Here is a 19,769-nt window from a genome sequence, read left to right as displayed (position 1 = left end):
GCCGTTCCGTTTCATCACTGCGGAAGGAACGGGCTGGTTCGCAGTGCGCCCGACCGAGACTTCAGGGAGAACTCGCGCACCTCTCCAAACGAAAGGAGTCGGCATGAACAGTCAAGTGGACAAACATTACAAGCTCTTCATCAACGGGGAATGGGCGGACGCCAGCAACGGACAAACCTTCGCTTCCACCAACCCTTCCAACGGAGAGGATCTGGCGATCTGCTCCAACGCCACCCCGGAGGATGTGGACCGTGCCGTGAATGCGGCCTGGACCGCCTTTGCCTCCTGGAAAAAGACGAGTCCGCAGGAACGCGCGGCGGTTCTGATGCGCATAGCGGACCTCATCGACGAAAACGCCGAGCATCTCGCCATGGTCGAGACGCTGGACAACGGCAAGCCGATCCGCGAGACCTCGGCCATCGACGTCCCGCTCTCCTCGGACCATTTCCGCTACTTCGCCGCCGCGGTGCGCACCGAAGAGGGGCTGGCCACCATGATTGACGACCAGACCATGAGCATCGTGCTCAAGGAACCCATCGGCGTGGTCGGTCAGATCATCCCCTGGAACTTCCCGCTGCTCATGGCCGCATGGAAGATCGCGCCCGCGCTGGCGGCGGGCAATTGCGTGGTCATCAAGCCGTCCATCGAGACTTCCCTGAGCGTTCTGGAGCTGGCCAAGCTCATGGCCGAGGTCGTGCCCGCAGGTGTGGTCAACGTGCTTTCCGGCAAGGGCTCCCAGGTGGGCAACGCCATGCTCGGCCATAGCGGCTTTTCCAAGCTGGCCTTCACCGGCTCCACCGAGGTGGGCTACACCGTGGCCGAGGCAGCGGCCAAGCTCATCGTGCCCAGCACCCTGGAGCTTGGCGGCAAGTCGGCCAACATCTTCTTCCCGGATGCGCCGTGGGACAAGGCTCTGGAGGGATTGCAGCTCGGCATCCTGTTCAACCAGGGGCAGGTCTGCTGCGCCGGTTCGCGCGCCTTTGTCCATGAGGACATTTATGACGACTTCATCGAGGCGGCGGCAGAGGCCTTCAACAATGTCAAGGTCGGCCTCCCCTGGGAAGCGGATACGCAGATGGGCTCCCAGATCAATGGTCGGCAGCTGGAGAAGATCCTTGCCTATGTCGAGGTTGGCCGCAAGGAAGGCGCAAAGGTTGTAACCGGCGGCAATAGGTTGACCGACGGTCCGTTGGGACAGGGCTGCTTCATGCGGCCCACGCTGCTGGCCGATGTGGACAACTCCATGCGCGTTGCCCGCGAGGAAATCTTCGGCCCCGTGGTCTGCTGCATCAAGTTCAAGGACGAGGACGAGGTCGTGGCCATGGCCAACGACAACGACTACGGCCTGGGCGGCGCGGTCTGGACCAAGGACATCAACCGCGCCCTGCGTGTGGCGCGCGGCGTGGAGACCGGCCGCATGTGGGTCAATACCTACAACGTCCTGCCCGCACACGCTCCGTTCGGTGGATACAAGAAATCCGGCATAGGCAGGGAGAACCACCGCATGATGCTCGACCACTACTCCCAGACCAAGAACATCTTCATCAGCATGTCCGAGGATAAGCTGGGACTGTACTAGAACACTACCCGGCCCCGGCGGAACCTGTCACCGCCGGGGCCGTTCCATTTTCAGGAGGCGCGTATGGGCGATTCAAAAACTCGCATCACGGCCGAAACTCTGGTGGAGGACATCCTCGACATACCGGGGGTGATAACCTTCTGCATCGGCGAGGGGTTTTCGCCTTATCAATGTTCGGGAAGCTACCCATGCAGTTTGGGGAAGTTGCTGGCAACCCGTAATATTCCCGACCCCGATGGATTTATTGAGAGGATGAATGCGTTTGTGGAGGAGAAAGGGGAATAATTTTCTATTTGTGGGATAGGAATGGAGAGACAAGAGGCAGAAGAAAAAGACAGAAAGGCTGAAGTGGAGCCGCCTCCGGCGGGACTTATGTCAGAGTGTTTCGCACCCTAAAGGTGCGACTTACTTTTGGACCAGAGCGCCCAAAAGTAAGCAAAAAGCGCTCTTGGGGTGCCATGCCCATCGCCCCGGTGACGAGGCAAGAATCTGATCCAAACGGCCTTCGCTCCCGCGTCCCATGGCGGGAAGCGAAAACCGCCGGGCCGCGAAGATTCGCTCCGGCCGTTTGGTCAGCTTCTAAGCCACGTCCCCGCAGGGCTGAGATAAGGGGAACTTGTTTTTATGTCGTAGCGGCAAGCAGGAGCCTGAACATTCGCAAAAGAAGTCTCCAAAGACAACCGTCCGGTCCCGAAAGGCGTTGCTGTTAACTCGCTGAGACCAGCCCTGTGTTTCGACGGTTAGCAACCGACCAAGCGGGTAAGGCGGCTCCTGCAAGCCACCCGGTAAGTTGGTGGCAACCTCAATGTGTTCGTGGAGAAACGGGACTATACTTTTCATTTGATGGAGCCGTCCCGCTTGGATCGGATGCTTCCGACGTAACACGCAGGCGGCCAAGCTACCCGCAAGGGCCTTTTTCCTACTTTTTGGCCCAGCAAAAAGTAGCGCCGCCCGCGCAGGGCATTGGAGGGATTTTGAAGCCGAACGGCTTCAACCCCGGCTCTCTGCTTCTGGGAAATCAAAGATAAAAACATAAGAGAAAGGCAAAATTGAAGCCGCCTCCGGCGGAACTCATGTCAGAGTGTTTCGCACCCTAAAGGTGCGAGTTACTTTTGGACCAGAGCGCCCAAAAGTAACCAAAAATCGCTCTTGGGGTGCCATGCCCATCGCCCCGGTGACGAAGCAAGAATCTGATCCAAACGGCCTTCGCTCCCACGGCCCAAGGCGAGAAACTGAAAATCGCCGGGCCGCGAAGATTCGCTCCGGCCGTTTGGTCAGCTTCTAAGCCGCGTCCCCGCAGGGCTGAGATAAGGGGAACTTGTCTTTATGTCGTAGCGGCAAGCAGGAGCCTGAGCATTCGCAAAAGAAGTCTCCAAAGACAATCGTCCGGTCCCGGAAAGCGTAGCAGTTAATTCGCTGATAGCAGCCCTGTGTTTCGGCGGTTAGCAACCGACCAAGCGGGTAAGGCGGCTCCCGTCGGCCACCCGGACGGATGGTGGTAACCTCGATCGGTTCGTGGAGAAACGGCTTTATACTTTTCCTGAGATGGAGCCGTCCCGCTTGGATCGGATGCTTCCGGCGTAACACGCAGGCGGTCAAGCTACTCCCAAGGGCCTTTTGGGTTCTTTTTGGCCCAGCAAAAAGAACCGCCGCCCGCGCAGGGCATTGGAGGGATTTTGAAGCCGAACGGCTTCAACCCCGGCTCTCTGCCTTTCAGACTTTTCTTTTTCTCAGAAATAAAAAAGGCCGCTCCCATAAGAAGCAGCCTTTTTCCATTTTTCCAAAAAAAATTAATCCGCCAACAAATAATCCACAGTCGTAACCACGCGAATGCGCTTTATCTCCGGGGTCAGCTGATCCCGATCCTGCAGACTGAAGTAGCCCTGGGTCGCTCGCCGAATAGCCCCCACGTGCGAGCCGGAATCGGCTGCGAACTGCTGCGCCGCCGCCCGCGCATTGCGCGTCGCCTCGGCAATCATCTCCGGCTTGATGGCATTGAGGCCGGTAAAGGCGAATGTGGGACGGAATTCATAATTCTGCACGAGCAGAACGCCCTTGGCCACGAGGTTGCCTGATGCGGCGATGGCCTGCTTGACCTTGGCAATATCGCCGGAACGTACAGTCAGCACAGCATTTGCCCGGTAGCGGAACTCGGGCGGCCGGTTGGGATTCATGGCCTGCATGTCATCAATACGGGGCGTCGCGTTAATGATTTCGGCATCGCCCAATCCCTGTTCCTGGAGAAAGGCAATGACCTTGGCCCGGTCCCGCTTGAGAGCGGCGTCCATTTCGGTCAACGTATTGGCGCTCACGCTGTAGGAAACCGGCCACATGGCCAGATCCGCCGGGACCTCGCGCTCTGCCAGTCCCTTGACCGTGACATAGCGGTCCATGGACCGGAAGGTGATGAGGGATTGACCCAACACCGCACAGCCGAAGACAAAGCCGACGGCCAGAATTACGGTCAGAACCAGCTTTTTGGTGAAACTTGCCTTTTCCATCTTTTACTCTTGAAATAGCGGGGTATATTCTTTGACGATACGATTAGGGATATGAGATATTTCCGATTTTGATAATGGTTATGGCATAAAACGCCAAGTCAATTCAACGTACCTAGTAATCGCTGCTTACAATTTCATGTTGCCGAGAATGCTTTATTAGTTTATAAATATATCAGAGTTGTTAAAAATATATAAAGTTACCGAGAGGACAATGTCAATATTTTCGGAAAACTGTATAAAAACAATTTTGAATGTCCGCGTAAAAATTTTAGTGCCCACGCTGGCAGTATTTGGCATTATTCTCTTTATTGGTGGAGCTTACCTTATTAGTGGGCCTACAACCTCAAGAATTGCTCATTCCTTTTCAATTCTTATAACTAACGTAGGAGGGTCTATTGTCGCATCTGCAATTGTAGGTGCTTTTCTAATTATATATGAAATTTTACAAAACAAAACGCACCTGCGCTGCCTCAGTAAACTGCTAGAAATTGATAACATTGAGTCAGCGGCAAGAGATAAAAAAATTGCCATTATATTACCTAGGTTCAATTATGAAAATCACATCCAAACTGGGGATAGAATCAAAAATGAAACAGAAAGAAAATGTAAAGCTTCAAAAGATAGTAGGCTGACAAGCAGGTATAGTCTTGGATTTGATGACATAGTCGCAATGCGACATATTTCTCGCACGTTTACCTCTCGGGGCTTACGGCCGCCATTTATCGTGTTTGATGACGACATGTATGAAGAATTGTACACTCGGGGAAAAGCCGAATATGAAGCCTACATTTCTATTGGGCTGTTCTCAAATTGCGTTACTATGGAACTTGCATCCAGTGTCCACGCAAGTAGTGAAAGATGTTTCGCACTGTCTACTCGCGATGAACTTGAAAATAATCTAAGAAAAATTGCAATATGCCCATCAGGAAGAAATCCTTCTGAATGGATATCTACACCACCTTGCAAGTGGGATACAGAACTGGGTGTAGATATTAATGCACAACCTGATGTTTTAGAAACAGAGGATGACTTTGGGCTATTAGCTAAGTGCAAAACTCCACAAGGCAAGCCTTGTATTATCATTGGTGGGGCAAAAGCTAGAGCAACAAGAAAACTCGCATCATATTTTTTTCAGAGTTTGGAGAATATCCTTATATTAAATGATGGCCATGGGGAAAATGTTAATACCAATTGTTTTGCTGCTTATTATTTTTTGGAGGGGAAAAGACTCAACAATCTGCAAAGGAATGATGATTACAAGCTGGATATGAAAAGAATTAAAATATCAAATAACTCCCAAGCAAAAAAGACTAAATAATTATCTAACCAGCTACTGCATCAGCCCCTGGGCCAGCTTGACGGCGGCCATGGCATCCGTGGACCAGCCGTCCGCGCCGATGGCCGTGCAGAACTTCTCTGTAACAACCGCGCCGCCGATGATGACCTTGGCGTTCAGGCCACGCTCGCGCACCAGCTTCACGGTGTCCCCCATACGGACCATGGTGGTGGTCATCAGCGCGGAAAGGCCGATGATGGATGCTTTATGCTCCTCGGCCGCGTCAACGATGGCGGAGGCAGGGACATCCTTGCCCAAATCGACCACCTCGAACCCGTAGTTCTTGAGCATCAGGCAGACGATGTTCTTGCCGATGTCGTGGATGTCGCCTTCAACTGTAGCCATGATGATGACCGGCTTGTGTCCTGCGGCCTCGTCCTCTTCCAGGAGGGGCTTGAGCCGGGCAAAAGCGGTCTGCATGGTCTCGGCGGACTGGAGCAGCTGGGGCAGGAAGTATTCCTTGCGCTCGTACTTTTCGCCCACGGAAAGAATGCCGGGAATGAGCAGATCGTTGACGATGTCCATGGCGCTCTTGTCGGCCGCCAGTTCGGCCTCCACCAGGGCGACGATGCCGTCCCGGTCTCCCTTGACCACGGCGGCCTGCACCGGGGGCATGTCCACACCGCCGGATGCTGCCGGTGAATTGCCAGCCGGATTCTGGGCGGTGGAACCGCCGGTCCAGCCCGTGAACTTAGAGATGTACCGCTCGGCCTGTGGGTCGCGGTTCAGCAGAACCTCGACGGAATGCAGGGTCTCCTGCAACCGGGCCGAGTTGGGATTGGCGATGAAGGACGCCAGTCCCGCGCCCATGGCCAGAGCCAGAAAATTGGAATTGAGCAACTCGCGCGCAGGCAGGCCAAAGGAAATGTTGGACAGGCCGATGGTGCAGGGCAGTCCCCATTCCTCGCGGCAATGGCGGATGACGCCAAGCGCGTGACGGGCGGCCTCGGGCTTGGACGAAACGGTCAGGGCCAGTGCGTCCACCAGAATGAGGCGGTCCGGGATGCCCAGATCACGGGCGCGGCGCAGCAATCCTTCGATGACCTCAATGCGCTCCTTGGCGGTAACTGGCAGCTTCTTGCCCACGATGGGGAGCAGGATGAAGGGCGCGCCGAACATCTTGCACAGGGGACCCAGCTCTTCCATCTTGCCGGGCTCGCCGGAGATGGAGTTGACCAACGGGGAACCGGGGTAGACCCACAGCCCGGCCTCCACGGCCTTGGCGTCGTTGGAGTCCAGGGTAAGCGGCGCGGTGAACCGACCGACCAGCGTCTTGACCAGTTCGGGCAGCAGGGTCACCTCGTCCACCAGCGGCGCGCCGACGTTGACGTCCAGGATGGGGGCACCGAGATCAAGCTGCTCCCCGGCAAACCGCAAGGCTTCGGTAAAAATGCCGTCCTGCAACTCGGCGGTGAGCTGTTTCTTGCCGGTGGGGTTAATCCGCTCGCCGATGATCCGGCCGGGGTGGTTGAAGCCCACGGGCACGGACAGGGCGCGGGAGGTCAGGACCAGCTGGGCGTCGTCGGTCTTTTCCGGCTTCCGCCAGGTGGCATCGCCCACCTTGGCGCGCAGGGCACGGATGTGGTCGGGCGTGGTGCCGCAGCAGCCGCCCACGTATTTGACGCCGAGGTCGATGAACTTGGACGCGTGCTCGGCAAAGGCTTCGGGCGCAAGGCGGAAGACGGTCTTGCCGTTGTCGTCCAGCTCGGGCAGCCCCGCGTTGGCCTCGGCCAGAGTCGGCGTATCCAGGCGGGAAGACCATGCCTTCAGGGTCTCCTGCATCTGCTCCGGCCCGGCCGAACAGTTGGTGCCGATAAGCTCCACACCCAGGTTCTGCATGGTGTCCACAAAGGTCAGCGGGGACGTGCCGGTCAGGGAGGCCGCGCCCTCGAAAGTCATGGACATGGCAACGGGCAGATTGCAGACCATGCGCGCGGCCACGACCACGGCCTTGGCCTCGGCCAGGTCGAAGTGGGTCTCGCCCAGGATGAGGTCCGCCCCGCCATCCACGCAGCCGCGAATCTGTTCCTTGTATATCTCGACCAGCTCGCGGAAGGTCAGGTCGCCCAGCGGCTCGACAAAATGGCCGGTGGGTCCGATGGACGCGGCCACAAAGGCGTTGTCACCGGCAACCTCACGAGCCAGACCGGTCATGAACCGATTCAGTTCGTAAGCGTCGGCATCCAGGCCCAGCTTGGGCCGGGAGCCGCCGAATGTGTTGGTGGTCAAGACGTTGGTGCCTGCTTCCAGATAGTCGCGGTGCACGCCGCGAATAACGTCCGGCTCCTTCATGCCCCACAGTTCGGGCGAGAGCCCGGCGGGCAATCCCCGGCTTTGCAGCAAGGTTCCGTAGCCGCCGTCAAAGAAGTAGATCAGGTTGTCGCGAAGTGTGGCTCTGAAATCAGGCAAGGTCGTCCTCCAGCAGCCCGAAGAGCGGCCGAAGGGTTCCGGCACACACGATTCAGGCATTGAATTCTTATATCAAGATATTTCAATATAGATATTTTTCACGGAGATGGCAAGTAATTTCCACTCCCCTGTCACAGCCGGAAAAACGGCCCGGCATGCGGGTTCTCCGCTGATGTGGGGTACCGAAAAACATTGAAAAGGACAAACAAAAACTATAGGCTTAATTCTTTGCCTCGTATATATAAGCATTGATCGGGGCTCAAATCCCGACCCCAAGCAATATGATATCTTCAAAAAACGATAAGACTCTCACACCAGAAATCTCCGATCCGGAGGAGCAGGAAGGCCTTGGGCCGGAAGCCCTGGACGATGACGAGATCACAGAGGAAGACCTGGAGACCGGCAGCGATGACGACAGCGCCGTGCCGATAAATCTTCCTGCCGATAAAGACGACGGCGAAGACCGCCTGCCCGTCGAGTTCAAGTCCACCTCACGGGAGGTGCGGGTACGCGATCCCTTGCAGCTCTACCTACGGGAGATCGCCCGGTTCCCCCTGCTCAAGCCGGAGGAGGAATACGAACTGGCCAAACGGGTGCAGGAAAACAATGATCAGGACGCCGCATTCAAGCTGGTTTCGTCCCACCTGCGGCTGGTGGTCAAGATCGCCATGGATTTCCAGCGCCGCTGGATGCAGAACGCCCTGGACCTGGTACAGGAAGGCAACGTGGGCCTGCTCAAGGCAGTGACCAAATTCGACCCCGAAAAGGGCATCAAGTTTTCCTACTACGCCGCTTTCTGGGTCAAGGCCTACATTCTCAAGTACATCATGGACAACTGGCGCATGGTCAAGGTGGGCACCACCCAGACCCAGCGCAAGCTCTTTTACAATCTGAACAAGGAACGCCAGCGTCTCCAGGCCATGGGGTTCGACCCCACCACCGAAGTGCTGAGCGAACGCCTCGGCGTCAGCACCCAGGACATCGAGGAAATGGACCAGCGGCTTTCACGCAACGACATGTCCCTGGATACCCCGCTCGGCGACGACTCGGACTCCACGCGCATGGATTTCCTCCCGGCCATAGGCCCCGGTGTGGAGGAAAAGATCGCCACCAGCCAGATTCTGGACATGTTGCTGGAGAATCTGAAGGAAATCCGGCCGACACTTTCCGATAAGGAACAGGTCATCCTGGACGACCGGCTGCTCTCCGACGACCCGGTGACACTGCGAGAGATCGGCGAATCCTTCGGGGTGACCCGCGAGCGTGTCCGCCAGATCGAGGCACGGCTGATTGGCAAGATCCGCGATCATCTGGCAAGTAAAATAAAAGACTTTTCCAAAGACTGGGTTATGGAGCACGAATGACAACCATTTTTTGTCGAAATACCTTTTCCGCCGTCCGCACGGCCGCGTTGCTCTCCCTGCTATTCATCCTGGCGGCCTGTTCCGCCCGGCAGCAAAGCACCGCCACATCCCCGGCGCCCAATCCCCTCTCGCCCGAAGCGGAGCTCAACTACGACTACCTGCTCTATCAGGACCAGTTGCAGCAGTTGCAAAAGCACGCCTCCATGGGCAAGGCCAGCCCGCTGACTCAGGCTGACGTGGCAGCCATCACCGCCCGGGCGGAAGGCGCACTGGACAATCTGCTCCAGGCCGACCCCACCCCTCAGCTCTACCTCGAAAAAGCTGGCCTGCACTGGAATGACCCCAACGGCACCGCCGTTGCCCGGGATATTCTGCGCAAGGGGCTGGGCGCATTCCCGGACGACCGGATGCTGACCATATACATGGCCAACTCCTATGCCATGGACAACCAGGTGGACGCGGCCATAGACGTCATGGACGACTACCTCGGCCGCCACAAGGACGACTACGAGGCCACGGAACGGACCGGCCAGATGCTGATGGACGCCGACCGCAACACCCAGGCCCTGGACATGCTCAAGCGAATTCCGCCCGAAAAGCGGAGCCCCGATGCCCTGTACACCATGGGGCGGGTCCAGGCCGAGCTGGGTATGCGCAAGGCGGCCATAGCCAACCTGAAACGGGCCGTAGAGAAGGACCCCGGTTTTACCGAGGCACTGGTGGAGCTGGCCTATCAGTATGAACTGGCCAAGGATTATATAGCTGCGGAAAAAATCTACGGCCGCATCCTGGACCAGGAGGCATTCCCCGAGGCGCGGCTGCGCATGGTCAACCTCAACCTCAAGCTGAACAACCCGGCCAAGGCACTCCAGATAGCCCTGGACGGACCGCACACCAAATCCTTCATCCTCGACGCCACGCTCATGTTCGTCAACGAGCATTTCTACGCCCAGGGTTCCACTGTGCTGGACATGCTGGCGGTGGGCGGCCAGATCCCGGCCGAGTACTATTTCTACAAGGCGGTCATTGCCGACGAGGGCGAAAAGGATTTGCAAAAGGCCCTGGGCTACCTGGACAAGGTGGACCCCAAGGACAAGCTCTATCCGCACGCGTTGCGCTTCAAGGCCCAGATATACAACGCCGAGGGCGACACGGCCAAGGCCCTGTCCATTGCCGAGGAGGGCAAAAAGCTCTTCCCCGAAGGCGCGATCTTCTACATCCTGGAATCCTCCCTGCGCGCGGGTGAAAAGGACTTGGCCGGAGCCGAAGCAGCCCTGCGGGAAGGGCTGAAGGTCCTGCCCGGCAATCCGCAGCTGACCTACGAGCTGGCCATGCTGCTGGACAGCTCCGACCGGCGTGCCGAGGGGCTGGAAATGATGGAGCAGGTGATCCGGTCCCACCCGGACAACGCCAACGCCCTGAACTACGTGGGCTACACCCTGGCCGAAGAGGGCAAGGACCTGCAACGCGCCCTGGTGCTGGTGGAAAAAGCCGCCGCCCTTGACCCCGAAAGCGGGTTCATTCTCGATTCCGTGGCCTGGGTACACTTCCACATGAAGAACTACGACAAGGCGTGGGAGAACATCGGCTACGCCGTCGAGATCGTGGACAACGACCCCACCCTCTGGGAGCACTACGGCGACATAGCCAAGGCCATGGGCAAAACCAGAGAGGCGCGCAAGGGCTACAACTACGCGCTGAAGTTCAAGACACCGCGACCCAAGGCCATTCGGGCAAAGCTAAAATCGTTATGATCCGATCCCAACGGCTGACGCTCTCCTGCGCGGCGCTGGCCGTGCTCTTGCTTTCCGTGCTGCCAGGGTGCACTCCCAAGCACGCTACGGACGCGACTGCCGATGCCCCGGCTTCGGCATGGATAGCCTTCCGTCAGCACTATTGCGTGCCGCCCGCGGCACCGGGCCTGCTGGTCAAGGCATCCCTCTACTATACCCGGCTCACGCCCGTGCGCCGGACCAATCGGACAATAGTCACCCTCTGGGGCGACTTCTCCGAGCCCATGCGGCTCGACCTTGCCGCCGGAATCGGCAAGCTTTTGGCACATATCCGTGAAGACAGGCACGGCCTGCTGGTCTACTACCCAACCGAGGGCAAGGCCTTCACCCACACGGACCCCGTGCTGGGGGCCACCCGGCTCGGTATGCCCTTCCCCTTTTCCCTGACCGAACTGGCCAGGGTTACGGCCGGAGATTTTTCCGGCCTGCTGCCCCGCCGGGCGGACAGCGGAGAGTGGACCGGCAAGGGATACCGCTTCACCTTTGCCAAAGGTCTGGTCTCGGAAATAGCGCTCGACACTGACGGCAGACCTGTTCTGCTCAAGGGACGGACCACCGAGGAAGAGGCGACGGCGCGGGACTGGACCCTGGAAATCGGCAGCTACGGGGAGCCCGTGGACGGCAAGCCGCCGCTGCCGGGACGCATCAGCCTCGCCCTTGAGGACGGGGAAACAGGCGTCTTGCGCATCCGCTCCCGAGCGCTTAGACTGGCCCCCTGGTCGGCCAAGGCGCTGGCGCTTCCACTTCCGGACGGCACGGTGTCGCGCCGGCTGGACTCCGGCGGGCAAACCGGAGGGAATGACGATATTCCCATTATTTACGAGGACAAATGATGACGCGCGAAACCACCCATGAATCGATTATGGACGTTTTTCTGCTCGGCCTGAAGACCTGGCTGGCAGAGATAAAGTGGCTCACCCGCACCGTGCTCGGCCGGTTCGAGATCAGCAGACTTGAAAAAGAGCTGGAGAGGGAATATGCCTCCCTCGGACGCATCGCCGAGGCCCCTCGGGGCAGAATGGAGGAAAAGGATCTCTGCTTGAAGCAGATCGCCTTCCTCAAGGATGAAATAGAGACACTTCGAAACGAGCTGGCGCGCGACCGAGAGGAACGCATGTCCAAGCTGCACAAAGACGAAAAAACCGGAGAGCAAGCATCGTGAAAACCATCGTCATCGGTTCCGACCACGGCGGCTATCATCTCAAACAGGCGTGCATCAAGGCCCTGAATGAATGGGGCTACGACGTACAGGACCAGGGGCCGGACTGCCTCGATTCTTGTGACTATCCCGTCTACGCGGCCAAGGTCGTGGACCTGATCAAGGCGGACGATGTCAAGCTCGGCGTGCTCATCTGCGGCACAGGGCAGGGCATGACCATGACCGCCAACCGCCTCGGTGTCCGCTCCGCCCTGTGCACCAATGAATATCACGCCCGCATGGCTCGCGAGCACAACGACGCCCGCATCCTGTGCATGGGCGAGCGCGTCACCGGACTTGGCGTCGCCCTCGAAATTCTCAAGGCTTTTCTGGAAACCGGATTCGGAGGCGAGCGGCACCAGCGGCGCATCGACCTCATCGATTCCCTGGCTGAAAAATAACCAATAAAGGGTTTTATCAATGAGCACCGCAACGGACAAAACCATAGCCGTGGTCAAGGGTCTGATCATGGACGGCATCGCCAAGGCCAACTCCGGCCATCCCGGCGGAGCAATGTCTTCCTCCGACTACGCCACCATCCTTTTTTCCGAATTTTTGAACTTCAACCCGGATGACGCCGGCTGGTTCAACCGCGACCGGTTCATCCTGTCCGCCGGTCATGAGTCCATGCTGCTCTACAGCCTGCTGCACCTGTGCGGATTCGTCTCCATGGACGATCTCAAGCAGTTCCGCCAGCTCGGCTCGCTCACGCCCGGCCACCCCGAGGTTCACCTGACCCCCGGCGTCGAGGCCACCACAGGTCCGCTGGGCCAGGGCTTCGCCATGTCCGTGGGCTTTGCCTCGGCCGAGGCCTACCTGCGCGAAAAGCTGGGCGACGATGTCATGAACCACTACACCTACGTCCTTTCCAGCGACGGCGACCTGCAGGAGCCCATTGCCCTTGGTGCCGCTTCCCTGGCCGGACTATGGGGTCTTGGCAAGCTCATCGTCTACTACGATTCCAACATGATCCAGCTGGCCGGTCCCTGCGCCAAGTCGGACTGCACCGACCACCGCAAGGTTTTCGAAGGCATGTGCTGGCACGTCATCGACGTGGACGGCCACAACCATGACGAGATTCGCGCTGCCATCAAGGCGGGCCAGGCCGAAACGGCCAAGCCGACCCTGATCATCGGCCACACGACCATGGCCAAGGGCTGCGCCACCATGGAAGGCAGCCACGAGACCCACGGTGCGCCCCTCAAGGCGGACGAGATCGCGGCCACCAAGAAGAAGCTCGGCCTGCCCCAGGATGAATTCTACGCTCCGGCCGATGTGGTCGAGGGCTTCCGCGCCCGTTTCGAAGGACTGCGCGCCACGGCTGCCGACTGGCAGAAGACCGTGGACGCCAAGCTGTCCGCCGACGCCGCTTTTGCCGAGATGTGGGGACACGTGACCCTGCCTCGCCCGGAACTCAAGATCAACTGGCCGACCTTTACCCCCGGCGAATCCGTCGCCACCCGCAAGGCATGGGGAACCTGCCTGAACGAGGTCATGGACTCCCTGCCCACTTTGGTGGGCGGCTCGGCCGACCTGGACCCGTCCAACCAGACCCTGAAGTTCCGCAACACCTACGGTGACTTCGGCGTGGACGGCTACGACCGCCGCAACTTCGCCTTCGGCGTGCGCGAGTTCCCCATGGCCGCGATAATGAACGGTATGCAGCTGCACGGCGGCCTGCTGCCCTTCGGCGCCACCTTCCTGACTTTTTCCGACTACTGCCGCAACGCCATCCGCATGTCCGCGCTGCAGGATCTGCCGGTCCTCTACGTCTTTACCCATGATTCCTTCTGGGTGGGCGAGGACGGCCCGACCCACCAGCCCATCGAGCACGTCAGCTCCCTCCGCCTCATTCCGGAGCTGATCGACCTTCGCCCGGCGGACGCCAACGAGACTGCCGTCTGCCTGGATGTGGCCCTCAAGCAGGAGAAACACCCCTCGGTCATTTTCCTGACCCGCCAGGGATTGCCTGTTCTGGACCCTGCCGAGTACCCGGCCATCGTGGACGGCCCGCGCAAGGGCGGCTACGTGCTCAAGGATTGCGACGGCACCCCGGAGCTAATCCTCATCGCATCCGGTTCCGAGGTCTCCCTGGCCCTGGAGACGGCCAAGCTGTTCAAGCGCAAAGTACGCGTTGTATCCATGCCGTCGTCCAAGCTGTTTGACGCACAGCCGGAATCGTATAAGAATGCCGTATTGCCGCCGGAAGTCACTGCCCGCGCGGCTGCCGAGGCCGGACGTACCGATGGTTGGTACAAGTACGTGGGCCTCAATGGCGTCGTCCTTGGTCTGGATCACTTCGGCGCCAGCGCACCGGGCAAGATTCTGTCCGACAAGTACGGCTTCACGCCTGAAAACTTTGCCCGAATGATTCGGGAGAAATTCTAGGAGAATGATAATGGAAGCCCCTCAAAAAAATCTCGCTCTGGACCTTGTCCGCGTTACCGAAGCCGCGGCGCTCGCCTGCGCCCGTTGGCTCGGCAAAGGCGACAAGATCGCTGCCGACCAGGCCGCCGTAGACGCCATGCGGCTCTGCTTCAACACCTTGGAAATCGAAGGCCAGGTGATGATCGGCGAAGGCGAGAAGGACGATGCGCCCATGCTCTTCAACGGTGAGAAACTCGGCCTGGGCGTCGGTCCCAAGGTCGACATCGCCGTGGATCCGCTGGAAGGCACCAACCTGCTTGCCAACGGTCGCCCCAACGCCATTTCCGTTGTCGGCGTAGCACCTGCCGGTTCCATGTACGATCCGGGCCCGAGCTTCTACATGCAGAAGCTGGTTGTCCCCGCCGACGCCAAGGACGTGGTGGACATCGAGGCCCCCACCGGCCACAACCTCAAGCTCATTGCCCGCGCCCTGGACAAGGACGTCGACGACCTGGTCGTCTTTGTGCTCGACAAGCCGCGCCACAAGAAGCTGATCTCCGACATCCGCGAGGCGGGAGCCCGTATTCAGCTGCACACCGACGGTGACATCACCGGCTCGCTCATGGCTATCGACCCGCGCAGCGAAGTCGACGTCATGATGGGTACCGGCGGCACTCCCGAGGGCGTGCTCTCCGCCATCGCCATCCGCATCATGGGCGGCGAGATGTTCGCCAAGCTGGACCCGCAGAAGCAGGACGAAAAGAACGCCCTGGCCGAGTTCGGTATGGATGCCCGGCGCGTGTTGACCGTCAGCGATCTGGTCCGCTCCGAGGACCTGTTCTTCGCGGCCACCGGCATCTCCGGCGGCACCTTCCTCAAGGGCGTGTCCTATCACGGCCACGGCGCCGAGACTTCCTCGCTGGTCATGCGCGGCAAGACCGGCACCATCCGGTATGTGGAGGCCATCCACAACTGGAACTCGCTGATGAAGTTCTCTGCCGTTGAATACGACTAGGCTGCCAGCGGCTAAATGAAAATAAAAAGGCCGGAGCATTGCTGCTCCGGCCTTTTTTATTTCTGTGAAAAAGAAAAGTCTGAAAGGCAGAGAGCCGGGTTTGAAGCCGTTCGGCTTCAAAGTTCCCTCCATGCCCTGCGCGGGCGGCGGTTCTTTTTGCTGGGCCAAAAAGAACCAAAAAAGCCCTTGGGAGTAGCTTGGCCGCCGACGTGTTACGACGGAAGCATCCGATCCAAGCGGGACGGCTCCATCAAATGAAAAGTATAGTCCCGTTTCTCCGCGAACAGACCGAGGCTACCACCAATTTACCGGGTGGCTTACGGGAGCCGCCTTACCCGCTTGGTCGGTTGCTAACCGTCGAAACACAGGGCTGGTCTCAACGAATTAGTTGGAAGATGCTTCGGGACCGGACAGTTGTCTTCGGAGACTTCTTTTGCGAATGTTCGGCTCCTGCTTGCCGCTACGACATAAAAACAAGTTCACCCTATCTCAGCCCTGCGGGGACGCGGCTTAGAAGCTGACCAAACGGCCGGAGCGAATCTTCGCGGCCCGGCGTTTTCCGCTTCCCGCCTTGGACCACGGGAGCGCAGGCCGTTTGAATCAGATTCTTTGTCCGTCACCGGGGCGATGGGCATGGCACCCCAAGAGCGCTTTTTGGTTACTTTTGGGCGCTCTGGTCCAAAAGTAACTCGCACCTTTAGGGTGCGAAACACTCTAAAGAGAATCCCGCCGGAGGCGGCTCCACTTCTGCCTTTTCTCTTTTGATTTTGCCTTTGATGCCAAAAGGCAGAAAGCCGGGTTTGAAGCCGTTCGGCTTCAAAATGCCCTCCATGCCCTGCGCGGGCGGCGGTTCTTTTTTGCTGGGCCAAAAAAGAACGAAAAAAGGCCCTTGCGGGTAGCCTTACCGCCGACGTGCTTCGCCGGAAGTATCCGATCCAAGCGGGACGGCTCCATCTCTGGAAAAGTAAAGTCCCGTTTCTCCGCGAACAGACCGAGGCTACCACCATCCGTCCGGGTGGCCGACAAGAGCCGCCTTACCCGCTTGGTCGGTTGCTAACCGTCGAAACACAGGGCTGGTCTCAGCGAATTAGCTGCTACGCTTTCCGGGACCGGACGGTTGTCTTCAGGACTTCTTTTGCCAATGTTTAGGTCTCTGCTTGCCGCAGCGGCGCATAGCCAAACGGCTTCGAAGAAACCATGCGGGGGCGCGGCTTCAATTCTGCCTTTTCTTTTTTCGCTTCGTTCTCCAGCGTTCACTCGCCTACAATCCAAAGAATCTGCGGGCGTTGTCACCCGTAATCTGCCAGATGTCAGCGAGGGAACGGCCCTTGATCTCGGCGATGCGCTTGGCCGTGAAACCTACTAAGGCTGGGTGGTTGCGCTTGCCGCGCCACGGCTCCGGCGTGAGGTAGGGGCTGTCGGTCTCGACCAGTAGCCGGTCCAGCGGGATCCTGGCTACGGCGGCCTGAAGGTCGTCGGTCTTGCGGAAGGAGACGAGGCCGGGCACCGAAATGTGCCAGCCGTTGTCCAAAATTTTCGTAGCCAGTGGGATATCCGCACCAAAACAGTGCCAGAGCAGCGGATAATCGCGGAATTCCTCGGCTTCCAGGATATCCACGCAGTCCGCATTGGCATCCCGCGAGTGGATGATGACCGGCCGCTCAACTTCCCGCGCCAGATGCAGCTGGCGGACAAAAGCTTTCTTTTGCAGGGCGGGCGGCGCGTCGTCCCAATAGTAGTCGAGACCAATCTCCCCCACGCCCTTGAGGCGCGGATCGGCCAGAAAATGGGCGCGCATACGGTCGAAAACTTCGTCGGTGAGTTTCTGGGCGTCGTTGGGATGTACGCCGAGCAGGAAGAAAACCTCGGGATGGGCGTCGAAGAGCGAGCGGTTGCGCTCATACGCATCAGGCCCGAGAAAAACGTTCATGATGTTGGCCAGCCCACTCTGCCTGGCTCGCTCCAGGATGGTCTCCCGGTCTTCGTCATAGTCTTCGAGATCGATATGGGCGTGGGAGTCCACCCCGACCGGGGCCAGCTCCAGTGATTCGGGTTCGGGACGATTCTTGTTTTTTGCCATGATCTAGCGGCTCACAGGGTTCCCCACAGTTTGGTGAGGGCTTTGGCCTGCTCCTGCGTGGAGTGGGCATCCGCGGTTTCCTGCCCCGCCCGGAGCACGGCGTCAAGGGCAGGGCCCAGGTTTTCGATGAGATTGATGGCGTCTTCCAGGCACAGGGCCGCGTCCAGCACGTCGCCGTCCGCGCACCACAGGCCGTTGCCGTTCCAGGGAACTTCGCGCAGGGGCGTCCAAGGCGTATAACGCGGATTTTCCTGTGCCTGACGCATGTAATCCCAGCCGCCAAGGCCGGAATAGCCCACAGGCAGGCAGCCGCAGGCCATGGCCTCAAGGGGCGGCAACGGGCATCCTTCCGGGTATCCTGTCATGAGAAAGATGTGCGCGGCACCGAGGGCCTTGGCCACGCCATAGGCGTCCAGTCCTTCCAGCGGACGCCAGCGGACACGGTCAGGGCCGTTACGATGTTCGAACACAGCCCGGATCTGGTCGGCAATCGCCTTGTTCTTGCGCGGCATGAACGCGATGGTCGGCTTGCCGACGGGCTTGGCTTCGGGCGCATGAAAAATGGTCCGGTCTATGCCGGGGCGCAGTACCGGCGCAGGGCGGCCCGTGGCAGTCTCCACATAATTGGCCACGGGTTCGGACACGGCGAGGAAACGGACGGGCAGGCGATTCCAGAGCACGCCTTTGGGCAGTGAGGAGAAAAGATAGGCCCAGTTCTGAACGTAACTGATGCAGTCCGCATGTGCCTCCAGCCCTGGGGTGAGGCCGTTGACCCATCCCTCGGGCACGACCCAGCGGTCGCCGGGCTTCAGGTCCAGGTCCGCCCACTCCATGACCGGCGCGGCATTTGCCAGTCCCTCGGGCCGCCAGCCGGTGTGGTCCCGCGCAACAAGACAGGCATCGTATCCGGACTGGTGCAGGATGTCGGCCATCTGCCGCAGTACGGTGACGCCGCCTGTGGGCTTCTTTACGGGAGGAAGAAAAATTCGCGTCTTCATGGATATAGGAGAGAACACACTCCCGAAAGTTTGGCAAGACGGAGAGGAGGAGGTGCGGAACGGCTTGGGGGAGTCGCCGCTCCGCACCGGGGAGAGGAATGATTCCGTTTGAAGCAGGCTACACTCCCCTGCCTGGGACGAGGTAACGGACGTGTGACGATTTTCCGGCTTCCGCGCAAAGAAAGAACTTGTGCAGGATTGGTCGTGCGCTTAGATTGCGCCGATGCACAAATGGTTTACTCCGGGTATGCGTATCATGCTGCTCGGCACCTTTCTCTTCTCCCTCGGTTCGCTTTGCATCAAGCTGGCGGGCGGACACGTGCCCACTTCCGAAATCCTTTTCGTACGTGGCGTGGTCGGCATCGGCTTCTGTTGGGCCATCGTCCGGCGCGCCGGGGTGGGCATGTTCGGCAACCGGCGGCTCCTGCTTTTTACACGCGGGCTGTTCGGCTTCCTGTCCCTCTTTGCCGAGTTCTACGCCATTGTGCATCTGCCGCTGGCCGATGCCACGGTCATCATCTTCACTCACCCGGCCGTGGTCGCTCTTGCCGCCTGGGTGGTTCTGCGGGAAAAATTAAGCGGCCCGGCGCTGCTTGCCATCGCCATCAGCCTGTCGGGAATAATCCTCGTCTGCCGTCCGGGGTTCATCTTCGGTGCGCACAGTTCCGTCCTTGATCCGATGGCTCTCGGCATCGGACTGCTCAGTGTGGTTTTTACCGCCGTGGCCATCATCGCGGTCCGCCTGCTGGCTTCAACCGAGCATCCGGCCGTCATCATGTTCTACCCGCCCCTAATGATTCTGGTGGCCTGTCCGCTTTTCGGCCTGAACTGGGTGGTCCCCAACTGGAAGGAGTGGCTCATGCTGCTCGGCGTGGCGGGATTCATGAATGCGGGTCAATATTTCATGACCGTGGGCTATGCCAAGGACTCCGCCGCACGCATCAGCGCCGTGACCTGCCTGGAGGTCGTTTTCGTGGCCCTGTGGGGGGCGATGTTCCTTGGGGAAATCCCCAATCTGTGGACCATTGGCGGCGGCATCCTCATCGTCATCGGCACCCTGGCCCTGGGCCGCACGGGCGACGACACGCCTGCCGAGCCAACGCCCGAACACGTCTAGCGGAATTCCCTT

15 protein-coding genes are annotated in these 19,769 nt (G+C 59.1%); 11 read left to right on the top strand and 4 right to left on the bottom strand.

Features of this window, described 5'->3' with window-relative positions:
- Nucleotides 1-103 precede the first annotated feature (103 nt).
- Nucleotides 104-1,579, top strand: coding sequence for an aldehyde dehydrogenase family protein (locus tag ACI0FG_RS14455; RefSeq protein ID WP_419785706.1), 1,476 nt, complete (start codon nucleotides 104-106; stop codon nucleotides 1,577-1,579).
- A gap of 63 nt (nucleotides 1,580-1,642) precedes the next feature.
- Nucleotides 1,643-1,864, top strand: a complete 222-nt coding sequence (locus tag ACI0FG_RS14450) for a hypothetical protein (RefSeq protein ID WP_419785705.1) — start codon at nucleotides 1,643-1,645, stop codon at nucleotides 1,862-1,864.
- Between the two features lie 1,505 nt (nucleotides 1,865-3,369).
- On the opposite strand, the gene ACI0FG_RS14445 is transcribed toward ACI0FG_RS14450, so the two are convergent.
- Nucleotides 3,370-4,080, bottom strand: coding sequence for an SIMPL domain-containing protein (locus ACI0FG_RS14445; protein WP_419785704.1), 711 nt, complete (start codon nucleotides 4,078-4,080; stop codon nucleotides 3,370-3,372).
- Between the two features lie 211 nt (nucleotides 4,081-4,291).
- On the opposite strand from ACI0FG_RS14445, the gene ACI0FG_RS14440 reads away from it, so the two are divergent.
- Nucleotides 4,292-5,398, top strand: a complete 1,107-nt coding sequence (locus ACI0FG_RS14440) for a hypothetical protein (protein ID WP_419785703.1) — start codon at nucleotides 4,292-4,294, stop codon at nucleotides 5,396-5,398.
- Nucleotides 5,399-5,410: 12 nt separating this feature from the next.
- Here the strand turns inward: ACI0FG_RS14440 and ACI0FG_RS14435 are convergent, their stop codons facing one another.
- Nucleotides 5,411-7,825 carry a homocysteine S-methyltransferase family protein gene (locus ACI0FG_RS14435; RefSeq protein ID WP_419785702.1) on the bottom strand — a complete coding sequence of 805 codons (2,415 nt, stop codon included), beginning with the start codon at nucleotides 7,823-7,825 and terminating at the stop codon, nucleotides 5,411-5,413.
- Nucleotides 7,826-8,106: 281 nt separating this feature from the next.
- On the opposite strand from ACI0FG_RS14435, the gene ACI0FG_RS14430 reads away from it, so the two are divergent.
- The 7 genes from ACI0FG_RS14430 to glpX are packed head-to-tail and all read left to right on the top strand — an operon-like array spanning nucleotide 8,107 to nucleotide 15,562.
- Nucleotides 8,107-9,189 carry a sigma-70 family RNA polymerase sigma factor gene (locus ACI0FG_RS14430; RefSeq protein WP_419785701.1) on the top strand — a complete coding sequence of 361 codons (1,083 nt, stop codon included), beginning with the start codon at nucleotides 8,107-8,109 and terminating at the stop codon, nucleotides 9,187-9,189.
- Nucleotides 9,186-10,943, top strand: a complete 1,758-nt coding sequence (locus ACI0FG_RS14425; protein WP_419785700.1) for a tetratricopeptide repeat protein — start codon at nucleotides 9,186-9,188, stop codon at nucleotides 10,941-10,943. The genes ACI0FG_RS14430 and ACI0FG_RS14425 overlap by 4 nt, the downstream gene beginning before the upstream one ends.
- Nucleotides 10,940-11,815: a hypothetical protein gene (locus ACI0FG_RS14420; protein WP_419785699.1), complete on the top strand. Its 876-nt coding sequence runs from the start codon at nucleotides 10,940-10,942 to the stop codon at nucleotides 11,813-11,815. The genes ACI0FG_RS14425 and ACI0FG_RS14420 overlap by 4 nt, the downstream gene beginning before the upstream one ends.
- Entirely contained in the window at nucleotides 11,812-12,144 is a 333-nt protein-coding gene (locus ACI0FG_RS14415; RefSeq protein WP_419785698.1) for a hypothetical protein, read from the top strand. The genes ACI0FG_RS14420 and ACI0FG_RS14415 overlap by 4 nt, the downstream gene beginning before the upstream one ends.
- Nucleotides 12,138-12,581 (top strand): ribose 5-phosphate isomerase B, encoded by a 444-nt coding sequence (rpiB, locus tag ACI0FG_RS14410; RefSeq protein WP_419788395.1) that lies wholly within the window; start codon nucleotides 12,138-12,140, stop codon nucleotides 12,579-12,581. The genes ACI0FG_RS14415 and rpiB overlap by 7 nt, the downstream gene beginning before the upstream one ends.
- Before the next feature lie 19 nt (nucleotides 12,582-12,600).
- Complete coding sequence (gene tkt / locus ACI0FG_RS14405; RefSeq protein WP_419785697.1) at nucleotides 12,601-14,568, top strand: transketolase; 1,968 nt, start codon at nucleotides 12,601-12,603, stop codon at nucleotides 14,566-14,568.
- Between the two features lie 10 nt (nucleotides 14,569-14,578).
- Nucleotides 14,579-15,562: a class II fructose-bisphosphatase gene (glpX, locus tag ACI0FG_RS14400; protein ID WP_419785696.1), complete on the top strand. Its 984-nt coding sequence runs from the start codon at nucleotides 14,579-14,581 to the stop codon at nucleotides 15,560-15,562.
- A gap of 1,261 nt (nucleotides 15,563-16,823) precedes the next feature.
- Here glpX and ACI0FG_RS14395 read toward each other — a convergent pair.
- Nucleotides 16,824-17,642, bottom strand: coding sequence for a TatD family hydrolase (locus ACI0FG_RS14395; protein WP_419785695.1), 819 nt, complete (start codon nucleotides 17,640-17,642; stop codon nucleotides 16,824-16,826).
- 11 nt (nucleotides 17,643-17,653) lie between these two features.
- A complete protein-coding gene (locus tag ACI0FG_RS14390) occupies nucleotides 17,654-18,640 on the bottom strand; it encodes a glycosyltransferase family 1 protein (RefSeq protein ID WP_419785694.1) in 987 nt (328 codons plus the stop codon).
- Between the two features lie 223 nt (nucleotides 18,641-18,863).
- On the opposite strand from ACI0FG_RS14390, the gene ACI0FG_RS14385 reads away from it, so the two are divergent.
- Nucleotides 18,864-19,757 carry a DMT family transporter gene (locus tag ACI0FG_RS14385; protein ID WP_419785693.1) on the top strand — a complete coding sequence of 298 codons (894 nt, stop codon included), beginning with the start codon at nucleotides 18,864-18,866 and terminating at the stop codon, nucleotides 19,755-19,757.
- Nucleotides 19,758-19,769: the final 12 nt, after the last annotated feature.

This window comes from Pseudodesulfovibrio sp. 7M6 (genome assembly GCF_050058625.1).
Taxonomy (GTDB): domain Bacteria; phylum Desulfobacterota; class Desulfovibrionia; order Desulfovibrionales; family Desulfovibrionaceae; genus Pseudodesulfovibrio; species Pseudodesulfovibrio salinus.
The sequence above is the reverse complement of the archived record's forward strand: the minus strand, read 5'-3'. Positions and strand labels throughout refer to the sequence as shown.